This window comes from Acidovorax sp. Root217 (genome assembly GCF_001428645.1).
Classification (GTDB): domain Bacteria; phylum Pseudomonadota; class Gammaproteobacteria; order Burkholderiales; family Burkholderiaceae_C; genus Acidovorax.
In genome coordinates this window covers 187,748-204,013 of record NZ_LMIH01000016.1, presented here as the reverse complement: position 1 = coordinate 204,013, position 16,266 = coordinate 187,748, and the positions used below count along the sequence as shown (strand labels likewise).

The 16,266-nt window shown below is 68.0% G+C and carries 15 protein-coding genes; 5 read left to right on the top strand and 10 right to left on the bottom strand.

The window, feature by feature from the left end:
• Positions 1–17: 17 nt before the first annotated feature.
• The 3 genes from ASE31_RS17735 to ASE31_RS17725 form a co-directional block, all read right to left on the bottom strand.
• A complete protein-coding gene (locus tag ASE31_RS17735; RefSeq protein ID WP_082604225.1) occupies positions 18–1,058 on the bottom strand; it encodes a phytanoyl-CoA dioxygenase family protein in 1,041 nt (346 codons plus the stop codon).
• 93 nt (positions 1,059–1,151) lie between these two features.
• On the bottom strand, positions 1,152–2,147 hold the full coding sequence (locus ASE31_RS17730; protein ID WP_057203135.1) for a tripartite tricarboxylate transporter substrate-binding protein: 996 nt from the start codon (positions 2,145–2,147) through the stop codon (positions 1,152–1,154).
• Between the two features lie 30 nt (positions 2,148–2,177).
• Positions 2,178–2,846 carry a DJ-1/PfpI family protein gene (locus ASE31_RS17725; protein ID WP_057203134.1) on the bottom strand — a complete coding sequence of 223 codons (669 nt, stop codon included), beginning with the start codon at positions 2,844–2,846 and terminating at the stop codon, positions 2,178–2,180.
• A gap of 104 nt (positions 2,847–2,950) precedes the next feature.
• On the opposite strand from ASE31_RS17725, the gene ASE31_RS17720 reads away from it, so the two are divergent.
• Positions 2,951–3,967, top strand: coding sequence for a GlxA family transcriptional regulator (locus ASE31_RS17720; RefSeq protein WP_057203133.1), 1,017 nt, complete (start codon positions 2,951–2,953; stop codon positions 3,965–3,967).
• 28 nt (positions 3,968–3,995) lie between these two features.
• On the opposite strand, the gene ASE31_RS32265 is transcribed toward ASE31_RS17720, so the two are convergent.
• From ASE31_RS32265 to ASE31_RS17700, 4 genes are all read right to left on the bottom strand, one after another.
• A complete protein-coding gene (locus ASE31_RS32265; RefSeq protein WP_200961127.1) occupies positions 3,996–4,754 on the bottom strand; it encodes a DUF2628 domain-containing protein in 759 nt (252 codons plus the stop codon).
• 340 nt (positions 4,755–5,094) lie between these two features.
• On the bottom strand, positions 5,095–5,298 hold the full coding sequence (locus ASE31_RS17710) for a YjfB family protein (RefSeq protein ID WP_057203132.1): 204 nt from the start codon (positions 5,296–5,298) through the stop codon (positions 5,095–5,097).
• A 97-nt stretch (positions 5,299–5,395) separates the two neighbouring features.
• Positions 5,396–6,811: a dihydrolipoyl dehydrogenase gene (locus ASE31_RS17705; RefSeq protein ID WP_057203131.1), complete on the bottom strand. Its 1,416-nt coding sequence runs from the start codon at positions 6,809–6,811 to the stop codon at positions 5,396–5,398.
• 83 nt (positions 6,812–6,894) lie between these two features.
• Positions 6,895–7,488, bottom strand: a complete 594-nt coding sequence (locus ASE31_RS17700) for a YigZ family protein (protein ID WP_057203130.1) — start codon at positions 7,486–7,488, stop codon at positions 6,895–6,897.
• Between the two features lie 296 nt (positions 7,489–7,784).
• Here ASE31_RS17700 and ASE31_RS17695 point away from each other — a divergent pair, with 296 nt between their 5' ends.
• The gene (locus ASE31_RS17695) at positions 7,785–7,991 is read left to right on the top strand and encodes a hypothetical protein (RefSeq protein WP_057203129.1); all 207 of its coding nucleotides are present in this window, start codon (positions 7,785–7,787) and stop codon (positions 7,989–7,991) included.
• 29 nt (positions 7,992–8,020) lie between these two features.
• Here ASE31_RS17695 and ASE31_RS17690 read toward each other — a convergent pair whose 3' ends face one another.
• Complete coding sequence (locus tag ASE31_RS17690; RefSeq protein WP_057203128.1) at positions 8,021–8,551, bottom strand: GNAT family N-acetyltransferase; 531 nt, start codon at positions 8,549–8,551, stop codon at positions 8,021–8,023.
• Positions 8,548–9,492 (bottom strand): bifunctional helix-turn-helix transcriptional regulator/GNAT family N-acetyltransferase, encoded by a 945-nt coding sequence (locus ASE31_RS17685; protein ID WP_057203127.1) that lies wholly within the window; start codon positions 9,490–9,492, stop codon positions 8,548–8,550. The genes ASE31_RS17690 and ASE31_RS17685 overlap by 4 nt, the downstream gene beginning before the upstream one ends.
• Positions 9,493–9,663: 171 nt before the next feature.
• Here ASE31_RS17685 and ASE31_RS17680 point away from each other — a divergent pair, with 171 nt between their 5' ends.
• The 3 genes from ASE31_RS17680 to ASE31_RS17670 are packed head-to-tail and all read left to right on the top strand — an operon-like array spanning position 9,664 to position 13,849.
• Complete coding sequence (locus ASE31_RS17680) at positions 9,664–12,051, top strand: YgiQ family radical SAM protein (protein ID WP_057203126.1); 2,388 nt, start codon at positions 9,664–9,666, stop codon at positions 12,049–12,051.
• 15 nt (positions 12,052–12,066) lie between these two features.
• The gene (locus ASE31_RS32260) at positions 12,067–12,837 is read left to right on the top strand and encodes a helix-turn-helix transcriptional regulator (RefSeq protein ID WP_057203125.1); all 771 of its coding nucleotides are present in this window, start codon (positions 12,067–12,069) and stop codon (positions 12,835–12,837) included.
• 52 nt (positions 12,838–12,889) lie between these two features.
• Positions 12,890–13,849, top strand: coding sequence for a DMT family transporter (locus tag ASE31_RS17670; RefSeq protein WP_082604224.1), 960 nt, complete (start codon positions 12,890–12,892; stop codon positions 13,847–13,849).
• Here ASE31_RS17670 and ASE31_RS17665 read toward each other — a convergent pair.
• Positions 13,798–16,215 carry an EAL domain-containing protein gene (locus tag ASE31_RS17665; RefSeq protein ID WP_057203124.1) on the bottom strand — a complete coding sequence of 806 codons (2,418 nt, stop codon included), beginning with the start codon at positions 16,213–16,215 and terminating at the stop codon, positions 13,798–13,800. The two genes, ASE31_RS17670 and ASE31_RS17665, sit on opposite strands and share 52 nt — an antisense overlap.
• Positions 16,216–16,266: the final 51 nt, after the last annotated feature.

The window sequence follows — 16,266 nt, the reverse complement described above, 5'->3', positions numbered from 1 at the left end:
GGCGGGGTGTCTCCTTGTCAAAGCCAGGTGTCGTGGGTCGCCACCTCGGCGGGGAACATGTTGATGTACTGCACCAGGCGCGGCCGGGTTCCCCGGTTGGGGCTGGCACCGTGGGGCAGGGCCTGGTGCCAGATCACGAGATCGCCTGCGCCTGCGCCGACGGGCGTGGCACCCAGGGCCTGGAAGTCCTGGCGGCGCGGATCGGCGCCGGGCGGCAGGCGGGCCAGCCAGTCGCCCACCGTGCGGTGAAAGCCGGGCACCACGGTGAGTGCCCCCTGCTCGGGCGGTGTGTCGGTGAGGTACAGGATGCCCTGGGTGCAGAACGGGATGGGCTGGGCCAGGCTCACGTCCCAGTGCAGCCCTTGTGCACCGTAGGCATGGCCCGGGCGCTCGGGCACGTTGAAGCCGCAGCGGTCGGTGCTGCGCCACAGGTCGGCCGTGCCCCACAGCTGGGCAAAGGCCTTGTGGATGCGCAGGGAGCGGCGGTTCTTCTCGAAGGCCGGGTGCTGGAACAACTGCAGCATGATGTTGCGCGGTGCATGGGGGTACCAGGACTCCGGGTCGTCCGGCGTGGCGTTCACCGCGTCCCACACCACCTGCGCGGCGGCGGCGCTGTCGGCTGCGGGCACGGCCTGCCGCACGACCACGTAGCCATGGGTGTCCCAGTGCGCCAGATCGGCCGCGTCGAGCACGGGCGGCATGGCCTCTATCCGGGCGTGCAGTTCCCGCAGCGCATCGGGCGGCGGGCCACCGTCGACCAGGGCCTGGATGCGTGCCACGGTGGCGGCGTCGGGTGCACCCGCAGTGCGCACGATCCAGTCCTCGAAGTCGGCGAAGTCCGGTGCTTCGCGCAGCACGTGCTGCATGGTCTGCTCCAGCCCCACACCCAGTGCGGCCAGCACGATCTGGGTGCGATGTGCTTCCTGCATGCCCGAGCCCGCCTGGCCCTGGCGCGCGGCCATCCAGCTGGACCAGCAGCGCTTGAGGTAGGGCACCTGCAGCGCGCCGCGGTCATGGGGAGAGCAGAGGGTGTCGGCGGAGTGCGGTGCGGAGGACATGCAGGAGGCAAATAGCTGTGGGTGCTGGGGTTGTGCGGGCACTCCTTTGTAACAGCCTGGGCATGTCCGGCCAAGCAATGAATCCGGACCCGCTTACTGGGGTACGAACCCGCTTTGCGCGACCAGCGCTGCCAGCGCCCTGGATACCTGTGCCAGCCGCAGTGCTTGCTCGCCGGGCGTGCCTGCAGCCGGTGTCATGGCATTGGCCTGCAGCTTGGCCACCACCTCGGGCAGGGCCACCACCTGGTTCAGCGCCGTGTTGTAGCGGGCCACGGTCGCGTCGTTCAGCCCGGCAGGGGCGTACAGGCCCAGGAAGTCGCTGGTTGCGTCCAGGCTGGGCAGGCCCGCCTGCGCGAACGAGGGTACACCCGGCAGCAAGGGCGTTGTGCGGCTGACTGCCAGGATGCGCAGCCGACTCGCCTTCTGGTACTGCAGAAAATCCGAGATGCCCGACACGCCGGCCGCGATCTGCCCGGCCAGCAGGTCCGTCACCATGGGGGTGGCGCCCCGGTAGGCCACGGGCACGATGTCGGCCTTGAGCTGGCGCGCCACTTCGCCGGCAATGAACTCCGGTGCGCTGGCCGGGGCGGGCACGCCGATGCTGGCCTCGCTGCGGTGCGCGGCGAACCAGGTACCCAGTTCCGCCAGGTTCGCAGCCCCTGTCTTGGGGTGCACGGCCAGCGCCAGCTCGAAATTGGCCACGGCGCCCAGGGGCCGGAAGTCGGTGGCGGGCGCAAAGCCCGGCGCCTTCATGGTCAGCGGCACCATGGCCACGGTGTGGGTGTTGCTCATGAAGATGACGGAGCCGTCTGCGGGCGCGGCCTTCAGGGCCTGGGCGGCAATCTGCCCGCCCGCGCCGGGCTTGTTGTCCACCAGCACGGGCTGGCCCAGTTGCATAGCGAGCTTTTCGGCCACGATGCGCGCCGTGGTATCCGCAGGGCCGCCCGGCGGGTAGCCCACGAGCATGCGGATGGGGCCGCTGTAGGTTTGCGCCTGGGCGGCGCCGGCTGCGACCAGCAGTGGGAGGGCCAGCAGCGCGGCTTGCAGGCAGCGGCGGCGGGACAGAGCGAATGGGTAAGGGTGGGGCATGGCGTCCTCGTGGGGCTGGGGGGATGGTGGTCAGGCGGCCTGGCGCTGGGTCAGCAGCGCACGGCGCCGCTCGACGATGGGGTGAAGCCGGGCCCGCGCGGCCTGCACCAGGGAGGCCGGCGCCTTGTGCGGCGAGCCGGTGTCAAAGGGCGGCTCTGGGTCGTACTCGGCAAACAGCTGGATGCCCTGGGCCACTTCGGTGCTGCTGGCCAGCGCAATCGCCTGCAGCGCACAGTCGATGCCCGAGGTCATGCCGGCACCGGTGATGCGGTTGCGGTCCACCACCACGCGTTCATCGACCGGGGTGGCGCCTACCAGGGACAGCAGTTCGTGCGATCCCCAGTGGCAGGTGGCCCGGTAGCCTTGCAGCAGGCCAGCGGCGCCCAGCACCAGCGGGCCGGTGCAGATGCCCACGATCCATTGCGCTTCCTGGGCCTGGCGTGCGAGGAATGCCAGGGTCTCCTCATCGCTCAGCAGCGCCTCGATGCCCGGACCGCCGGGTACGACCAGCATGTCCAACTGGCCGCAGGTATCGAAGGACGCCGTGGGGCGGAATTCCCAGCCCAGCTCGGTGCGGACCGGGTCGGTGTGCTTCCACACCAGGTTCAATTGCGCGCCGGGTATGCGCACCAGCAGGTCGGCGGGCGCGACGTAGTCGATGGCCGTGATGTCCGGAAATACAAGCATGCCGATGTTCATGGGGGTTGGCTTTCGTGGGTGGGAGGGATGGCTCCACTGTAGGATCGGGCTGCTTGTCCGTCAGGACACAACAACCACGATTTCTGCCAACTCGCTTTGCCCCAATGGCCCACCCCGCGCACCAGGTCTGGTTTCTTGTGTTCGATCAATTCCAGCTGCTCGACGTGAGCGGGCCGCTGCAGGTGTTTGCCACGGCCAACGATGAGCTGCGTCTGGCGGGGCGGCCTGCGGTCTACGAGACCGCTGTCTATGGCCTCGAAGGTGGCGCGACCTGCAGCTCCAGCGGGGTCGAAGTGCTCGCGCGGCCCTTGCCCAAGCGGCTGGCCAGAACCGTGCAGACTCTGGTGGTGCCTGGAGGACCCGGGGTGTTTCGGCCGGCCACCCCATCATGCAAAGCGGCAGACACGCCTGCGGCGGCCGCCCTGGCGCGGTGGATCCAGCGGGCGTCACCGCGCATCGAGCGGCTGGCATCGGTGTGCACCGGTGCTTTCGTGCTGGCGCACACCGGCTTGCTTGATGGGGCCGGCGCGGTGACCCACTGGGCCGCCTGCGAGCAGCTGTCGTCCCGTTTTCCGGCAATTGCGGTGCAGCCCGATGCGATCTACTTCCGCCAGGGGCGGGTGTGGACTTCGGCCGGGGTCACGGCCGGCATCGACATGGCCCTGGGCATGGTCGAGGCCGACCTGGGCCGCGACATCGTGATGGCCGTGGCCAAGAAGCTGGTGGTGTTCTACAAGCGGCCCGGCGGGCAGTCGCAGTTCAGCAGTGCGCTGCTGGAGCAGACGGCCGGCGACGAGCGCATCACCCGGCTGCACGCCTGGATTGCCGAACACCTGCGCTCCGACCTCAACGTGGCGCGCATGGCCGACCAGATGGGCATGACCCTGCGCACCTTTGCGCGCTTTTATACCACCCACACCGGCACCACGCCCGCCCACGCGGTCGAGCGCATCCGCCTGGAGAAGGCCTGCCGCCTGATCGAGGCGCACCGGCACAGCAACAAGGCGGTTGCAGTGCAGTGCGGCTTCAATTCGGAAGAGGTGATGCGGCGCGCATTCATGCGCCACCTGAACGTGTCACCCAAGGGCTACCGCGAGCGGTTTGCGGCGGCTGGCGCCTGACGGGCGCAACCCGGGCCGCTGCCGGGTGTCACTCCCACCAGGTGATGACCGCCTTGGCGGCTGCCATGGACTTGTAGCGGGTTTCAGCACCGTGCTCATCCTTGACCACGACGGAGCCGTCCTGGTGCAGGCGGTACGTCCACTGTGTGCCTGCGAGTTTGCCCTCTTCGACGACCGTCTCGCTCAGCAGGGCGGACTGGCGGGCAGCTTCCTCCTGCTGCCGGGCTTCATTCTGTTGTTGTGCCGCGCGCTGGCTGTGTTCGGCCGCGATTCCTTTTTCGATGCCATCGACGTAGGCAATGGCATCCTCCACGGTGCCAAAGAGCTTTTCGTTGGCGACGAATTTATCGAGCGTGGTGTTCTTCTCGATGTTGTATTTCTTGACCAGGAACAGCTTGTAGGCATCGTTGTCCACGGACATCTCGCCCATGAATCGATTGGTTGCCTGGCTGGGGGACGCTGCGGGCACATCAGGCTGGTACCTGGACGAATCCAGCTTTAGCTCTGCAATGGCTGCGTTCACGCGTTCTGGCATGTCATTGAAGGTATAGCCTTTTTCCAGCAGCTTCTTGGTGTAGAAGCCGTTGTAGATGAAGGCCCAGATGATGCACATCGGGAGCCAGCTCAAGCCTGCCGTCATGGCGGCGAAGATGACGGCAACGGCGAAATATCCGATGAACGTGAGGTAGTCCGCTCGAAACAAGGCGGGGAACGGACCGAAGAAAAAAGTGGTCCATGAAAACCCATGGAATCCCGTCTTGGTGATTCCGGTGGAGTTGTTGATCATCTTGACTGCCTCAGCCATTTTTCGCCTTTCAAGTGGATATGGAATGCACTGCATCGCGCACAGCCGTTGGTGGCCAGTGCGGCACCTCCCGCCAACTGCCTTGCCACCGTGCGGTACATGGAATGCGCATTGCAGTGACAGGCAGGGCTACTCTTCATTCACCAGTCTACCTACATCTTGTAACGATGCCGGTGGCCGTTGCGCACGAGGGGCTTCTGTGCCGCCATGGCAGGGAGGCCGCCACCCGCAGGGCCAGGCAAAGGCACAAAAAAATGCCGCCTCTAGGGGCGGCTTGGGAGGGGCTTACCTTGGAGAAAAAGGGAAGATTCCGGTCCAGTGGTCAGGCAAAGGTGTTGACCTGGGTGCCCAGCGAGCCCGAGGTGGCCAGCGGTGGCTGGGGCAGGGCCTGCAGCAGCGTGGCGGCCGAAGTGGCCTGGATGTCCAGCGCCTTCTTCAGCACGGTGATGTTGATGGCGTCCGAAGTCTCGCGGCTGGCCAGGGCCGTGGCGGTGTTGACGATGCTGTTGGTGAGTGCGACATCCATGCGGGTTCTCCGAATCTTGTCTCTCTTATCGGCATTCTGCGCCTGAAATGAAGGGCGTTTGCGCACTGTTACATCCTGGGGCGCCGTGCGGCCCCCTTCATTCCAGCGCGGCAACCCCGATGGGCGTGCAGGCCGCCAGGTCCGATGCGCTGGCGTCGGGAAGATGCCGGGCGGCATTGCGCAAGGCCGTGCGCAGGCCTTCTTCCAGCACCGGGTGGTAGATGGGCATGCCCAGCAACTGGTGCACCGTGAGCTTTTGCTGCACGGCCAGCGCCAGCAGGTGGGCCAGGTGCTCGCCGCCGGGGGCGCACATCTCGGCGCCCAGCAGCCGGGCGCTGCCCTTGTCCGCATACACGCACAAGCGCCCCTGGTTGCGCAGGGCGGCGCGGGCCCGGCCCTGGCTGTCGAAGTCCACGGCGCCCACCACGGTGTGTGCCGCATCCAGTTGGGAAAAGGGCACGCCGACCACCGCCACATTGGGGTCGCAGAACACGATGGCCAAGGGCACACGGCGCACGAAGCGCGTGGGCTCGGCCGCCAGGGCATTCATGCCGGCGATATGGCCTTCGTCGGCGCCCTCGTGCAGCAGTGCGGCATCGTCGTTGGCATCGCCCGCCAGGAACACGCGCAGCTTGCCGATCTGCTGGGTCTGTCGATCAACGTGGGGCATGCCTTTTTCATCCAGCGGTTCGCCCAGGGTCTCAAGCCCCAGGTGCTCGGTGTTGGGCGTGCGGCCCATGGCTGCGATGACGTGGTCGACCACCACGCGGTTGGCGCCGCTGCTGACCTCGATGCCACCGGGCACCTCGCGCAGCTCGGCCTTGGCATGGGTGTGCAGCACCATTTCCTTTTTCAGCAGTGCCGCCAGTTCGGCATTCAGGGTCGGGTCGCTCAGGCCGCCCAGCGTGTGGCCGCTGGTGAAGGCCGCTACCTCCAGGCCCAGGCGCGCCAGGGCCTGCGACAGCTCCACGCCGATGGCGCCCATGCCGATTACCGCCACGCGCGGGCCCAGGGTCTGCTGCTCGAACAGGGTGTCGGTGGTCAGGATGCGGTCGCCAAGGGCCAGCCACTCCTCGGGCACCACGGGCCTCGAGCCGGTGGCGATGATGATGCTGTCGGCGTGGTAGCGCACGCCGCCTACGTCCACCGTGTGCGCATCCAGCAACACGGCGCGGCCCGAGAGGCTGGCGCCGCCCAGGTCGTCGGTGGCCTGCATCGCGCCGGCCACGAAATCGTCGCGCAGCGCCCGCACGCGCTGCAGCACGGCGGGGAGGTCGGCCGTAAGGCCATCTGCGCCCCGGATGCCGAATTCGCCGAAGGCGTGGCGCCGGTGGAAGGCGTTGGCCGCCTCGATCAGGGTCTTGGACGGCATGCAGCCCACGCGGGCGCAGGTGGTGCCCCAGGGCCCGTCATTGACGATCAGGTAGCGCTCGGTGCGCTTGCGCACCTCGCGCAGGGCGGCCAGGCCGGCCGTGCCTGCGCCGATGATGATGGTGTCGAGCGGCTGGCCCATGGATCGCGTCTCCCGAGGTGCATTGGAGTCGGTAGTTTGAAGGGCGTGGCACCCTGGGCTTGTAGGCGGGTTGCCCAATGTGTTCAGGCGGCGGTATCGGTCCAGCCCACCCGGCCCTGGCCTTGGTCATTGACGCGCAGCACGAAGGCGTCGGCCTGCGCTTGCGGCAACCGCATCTGCAGGGTGACCAGCGAGCCGTGCTGCACGTCGATCAGCTCGGCACCGGCGGCCTCCACCTCCCGGCGCAGCAGGCCTTCCAGCGCATAGGGCACCATGCACTGCAGCGTGGCCATGCGCTGCAAAATGATTTTGGGCGCCGTGAGCAAGGCCTGGGCGATGGTGTCGGTGTAGGCCCGCACCAGCCCGCCCGCGCCCAGTTTCACCCCGCCGAAATAGCGCACCACCGTGGCCTGTACGCCCTCCAGGTCCTGGTGGCGCAGCACGTCCAGCATGGGCCGGCCGGCCGTGCCGCCGGGCTCGCCATCGTCCACGGCGGCCGACTGGCCGCCCGCGAGCAGCGCCCAGCAGACATGTGCGGCGCCCGGGTGCTGCTTCCACAGCGCGTCCACGGCGGCCTGCGCACTGGCGCGGTCGGCCATGGGCTGCACGCAGCCGATGAAGCGGCTCTTCTTGATGATGAGCTCACTGTGGGCGGGGGCTGCAAGGGTCTGTGGCATGGGGCGCAGAGCATAAGGCACAGCGGATTGCGTTTTTGTGCGTTGCCCACGCCACTCGGCGGCAGGGCCTGTACACCGGCATCCCCCAGATGGGTGTGGTGCAAATGCTTCACCTGCGGCGCTGGAGGTGGCAGTTATGTGACGCCTGTCACAGCCGCGCGCCCGCTGGTCGGGCTCGGGCCTGTAAGTGTGCGTTCTGTCACAAGCGCAGACGCGGTGCGTTCCTACACTTGACCCCATAGCCGATAACTATTCTCGGCAAACAACAAGCAAGCAAACGTACCCAAGGACCCGCCATGTTCGCACTGCCATTGACCGCCTCCCTCCCCAGCACCCTGGCCAGCCACGTGTTCGGCCGCTTCGCTGCATCTTCCACGCCACGCATGGCCGTGCAGTCTCCTGCCGCTGCCGCCAGCGCCCTGCGGGCCGATGCGGCGACCGATTTCGAGGACGAGGAAGAGTTCGACCTGGCCCAGCGCGTGCGTGAAGTGGGTGAGTGGTAAGAACTATCGGCGCATGGGGCGGCGGCTGCTTATGCGGCCGTGCTGTCGACCGGGCGTGACATGAGCACGCTGGTGTAGTTGGTGAGCGGCCTCCAGTCGCATTCGCCGACCACTCGGTAGCCCCAGGATTCGTACATCGCAATCAAAGCATGGGCCGGTTGGGCGGTGTCCAGTGCCAGGGTGGCGGCCCCGGCATTGCGCGCCCTCTGCACCAGCTCCGCGTGAAGCAACTTCCCCAGGCCCTGGCCCTTGAAGCGGGGCGCCACGCAGAACTGCGTGATGGACCAGACAGTGCTGTCGCGGTACAGCGCTACCTTCGACTCCGGCTGCGGCGCGCGCAGCGTGGCCGTGGCCGCATAGTCCCCTTCGATTTCCATGACCAGTGCCAGGCCCGAGGCCAGGCGCTTGGCCGTGTCCTCCACCGTCTGGTGGGTGGCCCAATAGCGCAGGCCCTTGGCGGCATGCGGTGCGTAGGCCGAGTGGATGAGCGCCGTCAGCCGCTCCAGGTCATCGTGCGGGGTGAGCAGGCGCAGGGTGGGTGTCGAAGAGGGGCGGGTCATAGCTTGAGCGACCAGGTTTCTCCCACCAATTGTTGCCCGAAGTCCTCGTAGGGCTCCGACTTGACGAGGGTGAAACCCCGTTTGGCATAGATCGAACGTGCGGTAATGAGACAACTGTTGGTCCACAGCACCATTTTTTTGTAACCCTTGGCACGCGCAAAAGCGATGCATTCGTCGGTGAGTCGCGCCCCCAGGCCCAGGCCGCGGGCCTTGGGCGAAAGGATCAGCATGCGCAGCTTGGCGGTGGTGGCCGACTTGCGCACCAAAAAGATGGCGCCCACGCGCTCGCCGTCGAGCTCGGCGATCCAGCATTTTTCCCACCCGGGCTGGAACTTGCGCACGAACTGCGCCGCGATATCGGCCACCAGGGCCTCGAAGCGCATGTCCCAGCCGTATTCGCGGGCGTAGATCTCGCCATGCTGTTGCACCACCCAGCCCATGTCGCCAGGCACCGGGTCGCGCAGCACGGCCACCCTGGCAGGCCCGCTGGCGGCAGTGGCGGGCTCCAGCAGCGCCTCGATGCGTTCCATGGCCTGCACCAGCTCCGCCTGGCGGGGAGCGGGCAGGGGGGCGAGCAACGCGGCCGCCTCGTCGCGCGAGCGTTGTTGCAACGGCGCAAAGGCGGCATGCCCGGCCGGCGTCATGGTGAGCACGCTCTGGCGCGCGTCCCTGGCGCTCGGCGCCCGGCTGATCCAGCCCGCGCCCTCGAAGCGCCGCAGGATGCGGCTCAGGTACCCGCCGTCCAGCCCCAGTTCGCGGGCCAGGTCACTGGCCACCAGGGCATCGCGGTGGGCCAGTTCATAGAGCACACGCACGTCGGTGAGCGACAGCTCGCTGCCCAGGTAGGGGTCGAGCACGCCGATGCGGCGGGTGAAAAAGCGGTTGAAACGGCGCACGGCCTTCACGGCACTTGCAGGAGCTTCGGAGGCCAGGGTTTCCATGATTGATTGCTTTTGTCATGTAATTAATTGACTTTGGCAAGTGTATGCCCTGGAGCCATGGCCTGTCGATACATAGGACAAACCGACGCAAGGCGACAAAACAGGCTCGCCAACGTAAAATCGCGGGTTATCCATAACGGCCTTGCACATTCGAGGTCTCGCACCCCCCACATGAACGCCCCCGTCGACGTCTCCTTTTTCGCGCGCGCAGCCAAGCCGCTGACCAGCTATCGCCCCTATTGGGCGAAGCGCTTCGGCACGGCCAAGTTCCTGCCGATGAGCCGCGCCGAAATGGAGCAACTGGGCTGGGACAGCTGCGACATCATCCTGGTGACGGGTGATGCCTATGTGGACCACCCGAGCTTCGGCATGGCCGTGATCGGCCGCACACTGGAGGCGCAGGGCTTTCGCGTGGGCATCATCGCCCAGCCCGACTGGCAGAGCGCCGACCCCTTCAAGGCACTGGGCAAGCCCAACCTGTTCTGGGGCGTGACGGCGGGGAACATGGATTCCATGATCAACCGCTACACGGCGGACCGCAAGATCCGCAGCGACGACGCCTACACCCCGGGCGACATCGGCGGCAAGCGCCCCGACCGTGCGGCCATCGTCTACAGCCAGCGCTGCCGCGAGGCGTACAAGGACGTGCCCATCATCCTGGGCGGCATCGAAGGCAGCCTGCGCCGCATTGCCCACTACGACTACTGGAGCGACAAGGTGCGCCGCTCGGTGGTGGTGGATGCCAAGTGCGACCTGCTGCTGTACGGCAATGCCGAGCGCGCCCTGGTCGAGGTGGCGCACCGCCTGGCCGCGCGCGAGCCCGTGGAGCAGATCACCGACGTGCGCGGCACGGCCTTCGTGCGCCGGCCTGACGACGAGACCGGCAAGGGCTGGTTCGAGATCGACTCCACCAGCGTGGACGAGCCGGGCCGGGTCGAGTCGCACATCAACCCCTACATGACGACCAGCGAGCAGGCCGCTGCCCAGGGCAGCACCTGCAGCAAGGAAGACGGGACCCTGGATGCCGAGGCCGGCGCAGCCGCTGGGGCCGAGCCCAACCCCGCCATCCGGCCCATGCTGTTCGTGGCCAACCCGGCGCTCAAGGCCAAGCTCAAGGTGCCGCCGCGCGAGCGCAGCGTGATCCGCCTGCCCAGCTTCGAGCAGGTCAAGAGCGACCCGGTGCTCTACGCCCACGCCAACCGCGTGCTGCACCTGGAGACCAATCCCGGCAATGCGCGGGCCCTGGTGCAGGCGCACGGCGAGGGCGTGACCGCCCGCGATGTGTGGATCAACCCGCCACCCATCCCGCTGACCACGGCCGAGATGGACTATGTGTTCGACCTGACCTACGCCCGCGGCCCGCACCCGAGCTATGCCGACGAGAACGGCAGCCACGACGGCACGACCAAGATCCCGGCGTGGGAGATGATCCGCTTTTCGGTGAACATCATGCGCGGCTGCTTTGGCGGCTGCACCTTCTGCTCGATCACCGAGCACGAGGGGCGCATCATCCAGAGCCGCTCCGAGGACTCCATCATCCAGGAGATCGAGGACATCCGCGACAAGGTGAGCGGCTTTACCGGCACTATCTCGGACCTGGGTGGCCCCACGGCCAACATGTACCGCCTGGGCTGCAAGAGTCCCGAGATCGAGGCCGCCTGCCGCAAGCCCAGCTGCGTGTACCCGGGCATCTGCTCCAACCTGGGCACCAACCACGATCCGCTGATCAAGATCTACCGCCGCGGCCGCGCGCTCAAGGGCATCAAGAAGATCCTGATCGGCTCGGGCCTGCGCTACGACCTGGCGGTGAAGAGCCCTGAGTACGTGAAGGAGCTGGTGCAGCACCACGTGGGCGGCTACCTCAAGATCGCGCCCGAGCACACCGAGCAGGGCCCGCTCACCAAGATGATGAAGCCGGGCATCGGCAGCTATGACAAGTTCAAGCAGATGTTCGAGAAGTTCAGCGAAGAGGCGGGCAAGAAGCAGTTCCTGATTCCGTACTTCATCGCGGCGCACCCGGGCACCAGCGACGAGGACATGATGAACCTCGCCATCTGGCTCAAGAAGAATGGTTTTCGCGCCGACCAGGTGCAGACCTTCTACCCGAGCCCCATGGCCACGGCCACGGCCATGTACCACAGCAACAAGAACCCGCTGCGCAAGATCACGCGCGACAGCGAGGGCGTGGACATCGTGCGCGGCGACAAGCGCCGCCGCCTGCACAAGGCCTTTTTGCGCTACCACGACCCGAACAACTGGCCGCTGCTGCGCGACGCGCTCAAGGCCATGGGCCGGGCCGACCTGATCGGCAACGGCAAGCACCACCTGATCCCGACGTTCCAGCCGCTGACCGATGGGGGCTACCAGAGTGCACGGCGCAAGAACTCCACGCCTGGCGGTGCCAAGGCGGGCACTGCGGCCGTGGCATCCAAGCCGTCGCAGGGCGTGGCGCTCAAGTCCACGCAGCCCCAAAAGGGCCGCATGCTCACGCAGCACACGGGCCTGCCACCGCGCGTGACCGGCTCGGCCAAGCCCTCGGCCGGCCGCAAGGGCCGCTGACCCACGGCACTGCCCATGCCGCAGGACCGCATCCTCTACGCCGACACCGCTGTGTGGCGGGTGGAGCGGGTGGTCAAACCGGCGGGCGCGGCCCATCCCGGTAATCCGGTTTACCAGGTGGCCACGCCACGCTGGGTGTTCCCGGTGTGCGGCGTGTCCGAGTTCCATGTGCAGGGGCAGCAGGTGCTGCTCGACGGGCTGACCGTGGTGGCCCTGCCCACCGGGCTGCCCTACCAGATCCACGAATGGCAGGCCGCGCCGCGCAGCCACATGGTGGTCAGCATGCAGCCCGGCAGCGCATCGGCCGAGAGTCCGCAGAGCGCACTTGCCTGGACGCTGCCACCCCGGGCCCTGTGGCAGCTGCGCCTGCATTGGCGTGCGCTGGCGCAGGGGCGCGAGCAGGCCACCGGGCCTGTGCTCGGGCAGGGTGTGTTGCGCGACGACGGCATGGCCCATGCGGCGGTGGCGCGGGCGCGGCGCTTCATGGCCACGCGCACCGCGGCTGCCGACGGCCTGGCCTGGTCGCTGCACGACGTCGCCGATGCGGCCTGCTGCTCGTATTTCCACCTTGCGCGCCTGTTCCGCGCCCACACTGGCCTGGGCCTGCATGCCTACCGCGAGCAGTTGCGGCTGGCGGCCGCGCTGCAGCGCCTGGACGAGGGGGAGGGCGACCTGGCCGCCCTGGCGCATGACCTGGGCTACAGCAGCCAGAGCCACCTGGGCACGGCGTTGCGCCGCGCAGTCGGCGTGACGCCGGCGCAGGCCCGGCAGGCGCTGCAGGGCTGATCTCCGCAGGATTCTGATAGCCGCAGCAGGGCGCCGCGCCGAGACTGCGGGCATGCCTGCTTTCGCATCCTCCTTGCGCCGCCTGTATTCCTCCATTCCATCACTCGGGGTCGGCGCTCTGGCCGCATTGGCGGCCGCGCTCATCGGCAGCGGTTGGCAGCTGGCCTCGCGCCATGGCGTCACCACCACGCTGGGGCCGGTCGAGCTGGCCGTGCTGCGCTATGCCGTACCGGCCCTGGTGCTGGCGCCGCTGTGGTTGCGGCGCAGCGGGTGGCCAGCCGGCCTGTCGTACAGGCGCTGCGCGTTGCTGGTGCTGTGTGGTGGCCTGCCGTTCGGGCTGGTGGTGCTGGCGGGGGCGCAGTGGGCGCCTGCGGCGCACATGGGCATCTTCGTGGCAGGCAGCCTGCCGGTGTTCACCGCGCTGGGCGGCTGGCTGGTGTCGCGCGAGCGGCCGGCGCCTTCGCGGCTGCTGGGGCTGGCCTTGATCGTGGCGGGCATGGGGGTCTTCGGTGCCGCCGGCTGGCGCGCGGTGGAGGGTGCCTGGCGTGGTGACCTGCTGTTCCTGCTGGCAGCGCTGCTGTGGTCGGTGTATACGCTGGCGTTCCGCGGCAGCGGCCTCACGCCATGGCAGGGCGCTGCTGTGGTGAACTTGGGCTCGGCCCTGCTGTTGCTGCCCGTGCTGCTGGTGGCGGGTGCGCCGCGCCTGCTCTCGGCGCCGTGGGCCGACGTGGCCTGGCAGGCGCTGGGGCAGGGCGTGGCGGCCGGGCTGCTCGGGCTGGTGGTCTACAGCGTGGCGATTGCGCGGCTGGGCGCGGCGCGGGCGGCCCTGTCCGCCGCGTTGGTGCCTTTGCTCACGGCCGCAGGTGGGGACTGGGTGCTCGGCGAGCCGGTCTCGGGCGCCCTGGTGGTCGCCGTGCTGCTGGTGGTGCCCGGTCTTGCGCTGGGCAGCGGCGCCCTTGCTCAACTACCGCGCAGGCAGTCCGCGAGCGGCACGGGGCGCGAGAGCGCATAGCCCTGCGCATGGTCCACGCCGATGGAGCGCAGCGCATCGACGATGGCCGTGGACTCGGCAAATTCGGCGATGGTCTCCTTGCCCATGACATGGCCGATGTGGTTGATCATCTCCACCATGGCCCGGTTGGTCGGGTCGTCCAGCAGGTCGCGCACGAAGCTGCCATCGATCTTGAGGTAGTCCACCGGCAGGTGCTTGAGGTACGTGAAGGAGGACATTCCCACGCCGAAATCATCAAGCGCGAAACGGCAGCCCAGTTGCTGCAGGTCCTTCATCAGCCGCACCGCGCTGGGCAGGTGGGAGATGGCGCTGGTCTCGGTGATCTCGAAGCACAGCCTGTGCGCATCCACCCCCGACTGCTCGATTTCGCTGCGGATGTACTTGAGCAGGCTCTCGTCGCCCAGGCTGGTGCCCGAAAGGTTGATGGCACAGGTGTGCACCGGTAGGCCATCCGTGGCCTGGTGCTGCGCCAGCAGGGCGAGCGTGTGCCTTACCACCCAGCGGTCGATGGCGGGCATCATGCCGTAGTGCTCTGCTGCGGGGATGAAGCAGCCGGGGGATACGAGCTCTTCATGGTTTTCGGCAAGGCGCAGCAGCACCTCCAGGTGCATGCCCATGCTGGCACCCTGTAGGGCCGTGATGGTCTGCGCATACAGCCGAAACCGGTCGTGCTCCAGCGCGAGGCGCAGGCGCCGCACCCAATCCATGTCGCCTTCACGGCGGCTCATCTCGATGTCTTCCGCCTGGTAGATGAAGACCTGGTTGCGCCCGCCCTCCTTGGCGCGGTAGCAGGCCATGTCGGCCACGCGCATGGCTTCCTGGATGGTACTGAGCGCGGGGATCAGCTGCACCATGCCGATGCTCAGGCCGGTGGAGAGTTGCCGCCCCTCCCACAGCACGCGCAGTTCGTGCCCGGCCTGGCGCAGTTGCTCTGCAATGCGTGCCGAGGGGCCGGGCGGGCAGTCCTTGAGCAGGATGCCGAACTCGTCCCCGCCCAGCCGCGCCAACGTGTCGCCCTCGCGCAGGTGGCTTTGCAGCATGCGGCAGACCCCGCGCAGCATCTCGTCGCCAGCCTGGTGGCCGCAGGTGTCGTTGATGAGCTTGAACTGGTCCAGGTCCACGTAGAGCAGGGCGCCTTCGCGCCCCATGGCACGCGGCTGGGCGAGCAGGGCCTCCAGCCGGCGCTCGAACTCGCGCCGGTTCACCAGGCCCGTGAGTGCATCGTGGCTGGCCTGCCAGGACAGCTGCTCCACATAGTGCTGTTCGCGCGTCACGTCGTGCAGCACCAGCACCACCCCGCGAGGCTGGGCCTGGTGGTGGATGGGCGAGCCCACCAGTTTGATGGGCACCAGGCTTTGGTCGGGCCGCACCACGGTCGGCGTGAAGCCATCGCGGTGCGTGGGTCCGCCGCGCAGCACCCGCTCCACCAACTGGTCGGCGCCCAGCGGGCCCGTGCCGTCATTGAGCTGCAGCACCTGGGCCAGGGGGCGACCGGTGGCCTCCTGCGCCGCCATGCCCACCAGGGCCTCGGCGGCGGGATTGAGGTACAGCACCCTGCCATGCAGATCGGTGGTCACCACGGCATCGCCAATGGCCGCCAGCGTGACATGCGCCTGCTCGCGCTCCGCGTCGAGCGCCAGCTCCGCACGCTGTCGCTGGGCCAGCAGCGCCCTGGTGTGCCAGGTGGTCAGCAGAATCAGCACGGCGGCCATGCCCATGTTGGCCCAGAGCAGCCATTGCACGATGCGCCGGGAGCTGTCTCCCAGTGATGTACTGAAAGCGCGGGCGGCCGGCGTGGCGCCCGCATTGATGGCACGGATGCTGGCCTGCCAGCCGCGGCGCGTGGCAGCGTCCACCAGCCCTGCGGCATGGCCCTGCCGAATCTCTTCGGCCAGCAGCTGCAGGCTGGCAATGTGCTGGTCTCCGACCAGCCAGTGGGCCAGCGGCTGCTGCATGATCTCGAAGTGGTGGAACCAGCGCAGCAGCCAGATCAGGCTGTCGATGTCATCGGGGTGGTTCTCGCCGCGGGCGAATCCCTCGCGTGCGGCGTTCAGGTCGATGGGGTGAGATTCCAGCAGGGCCAGCCGGGCCGCCTTGTCGCCCAGGGGGGCCTCGACGGCCTTGCGGTACTGCGCGTAGGCGTCTGGGGAGCCGGTAGCGGCGTAGCGGTCCAGGTAGTAGATGGCGTCCTTTTGCCCCTTGGTCCAGAGGCTCTCGCCGGCCACGAAGGCCCGCACGGCGGACAGCACATACAGGCTACCCGAGGCGCAAGCGGCAAGCAAAAGCACCATCAGCAGGAAAGGCCAGGTGATCCGCAGCGTCGAACGCAGCGGTCCTTGGCCTGGTGGCTCGCGCGCGTTGGTCATGCACGGCGGCTGCTGTTGCGCTTCAGGGCCCTGCGGCCCGGTGCGCCTGGA

Bases quoted from the DNA above. Each gene is read 5' to 3' on its own strand.
- ASE31_RS17670 (WP_082604224.1), top strand. From the start codon at position 12,890: ATGCCTGCTTTCGCATCCTCCTTGCGCCGCCTGTATTCCTCCATTCCA.
- ASE31_RS17720 (WP_057203133.1), top strand. From the start codon at position 2,951: ATGGCCCACCCCGCGCACCAGGTCTGGTTTCTTGTGTTCGATCAATTC.
- ASE31_RS17695 (WP_057203129.1), top strand. From the start codon at position 7,785: ATGTTCGCACTGCCATTGACCGCCTCCCTCCCCAGCACCCTGGCCAGC.
- ASE31_RS17680 (WP_057203126.1), top strand. From the start codon at position 9,664: ATGAACGCCCCCGTCGACGTCTCCTTTTTCGCGCGCGCAGCCAAGCCG.
- ASE31_RS17700 (WP_057203130.1), bottom strand. From the start codon at position 7,488: ATGCCACAGACCCTTGCAGCCCCCGCCCACAGTGAGCTCATCATCAAG.
- ASE31_RS17710 (WP_057203132.1), bottom strand. From the start codon at position 5,298: ATGGATGTCGCACTCACCAACAGCATCGTCAACACCGCCACGGCCCTG.
- ASE31_RS32265 (WP_200961127.1), bottom strand. From the start codon at position 4,754: ATGATCAACAACTCCACCGGAATCACCAAGACGGGATTCCATGGGTTT.
- ASE31_RS17725 (WP_057203134.1), bottom strand. From the start codon at position 2,846: ATGAACATCGGCATGCTTGTATTTCCGGACATCACGGCCATCGACTAC.
- ASE31_RS17690 (WP_057203128.1), bottom strand. From the start codon at position 8,551: ATGACCCGCCCCTCTTCGACACCCACCCTGCGCCTGCTCACCCCGCAC.
- ASE31_RS17705 (WP_057203131.1), bottom strand. From the start codon at position 6,811: ATGGGCCAGCCGCTCGACACCATCATCATCGGCGCAGGCACGGCCGGC.
- ASE31_RS32260 (WP_057203125.1), top strand. From the start codon at position 12,067: ATGCCGCAGGACCGCATCCTCTACGCCGACACCGCTGTGTGGCGGGTG.
- ASE31_RS17730 (WP_057203135.1), bottom strand. From the start codon at position 2,147: ATGCCCCACCCTTACCCATTCGCTCTGTCCCGCCGCCGCTGCCTGCAA.
- ASE31_RS17685 (WP_057203127.1), bottom strand. From the start codon at position 9,492: ATGGAAACCCTGGCCTCCGAAGCTCCTGCAAGTGCCGTGAAGGCCGTG.
- ASE31_RS17735 (WP_082604225.1), bottom strand. From the start codon at position 1,058: ATGTCCTCCGCACCGCACTCCGCCGACACCCTCTGCTCTCCCCATGAC.
- ASE31_RS17665 (WP_057203124.1), bottom strand. From the start codon at position 16,215: ATGACCAACGCGCGCGAGCCACCAGGCCAAGGACCGCTGCGTTCGACG.